The 856-nt window shown below is 46.7% G+C and carries 1 protein-coding gene; it reads left to right on the forward strand.

Annotation, left to right across the window (positions count from 1 at the left end):
• Window positions 1-856, forward strand: an 856-nt coding sequence (locus tag ACFFLS_RS26095; protein WP_379689745.1) for a hypothetical protein, incomplete at both ends; no start/stop codon positions are given.

Genomic DNA, 856 nt, shown 5'->3' on the forward strand with positions numbered 1-856 from the left:
TTCAGAGGGATGCACCAACTCTGGAACCTATACCAATACTTGGACCGTAAAAGACGACTGCGGCAACACTTCTGATGTTTTCACTCAGATTATAACAATTCAGGATACTGCTGCACCTACTTGGACAACTCAGTCTGGTTCTCTAAACGTTACTTTAGAATGCAGCGACACTTCCAGTTTGGCTTCAGCGCAAGCGATGTTCCCGTCAGCTTCAGACTCATGCGATGCCGATGTGACAAACATCACCAAAATAAGCGGACAGTTTATGGCTACTGCGGGCTGCGGAAATGCTGGAACCTACACCAATACTTGGACCGTAAAAGACGACTGCGGCAACACTTCTGATGTTTTCACTCAGATTATAACAATTCAGGATACTGCTGCACCTACTTGGACAACTCAGTCTGGTTCTCTAAACGTTACTTTAGAATGCAGCGACACTTCCAGTTTGGCTTCAGCGCAAGCGATGTTCCCGTCAGCTTCAGACTCATGCGATGCCGATGTGACAAACATCACCAAAACAAGCGGACAGTTTATGGCTACTGCGGGCTGCGGAAATGCTGGAACCTATACCAATACTTGGACCGTAAAAGACGACTGCGGCAACACTTCTGATGTTTTCACTCAGATTATAACAATTCAGGATACTGCTGCACCGATTTGGACGACTCAGGCTGGTTCTCTAAACGTTACTTTAGAATGCAGCGACGCTTCCGGTTTGGCTTTAGCACAAGCTATGATTCCGACTGCTTCCGACTTATGCGATGCAGATGTTTCCAACATCACAAAAACAAGCGGACAGTTCATGGCTTCAGAGGGATGCACCAACTCTGGAACCTATACCAATACTTGGACC

This window comes from Flavobacterium procerum (assembly GCF_042431625.1).
In the GTDB taxonomy this organism is placed as follows: domain Bacteria; phylum Bacteroidota; class Bacteroidia; order Flavobacteriales; family Flavobacteriaceae; genus Flavobacterium; species Flavobacterium procerum.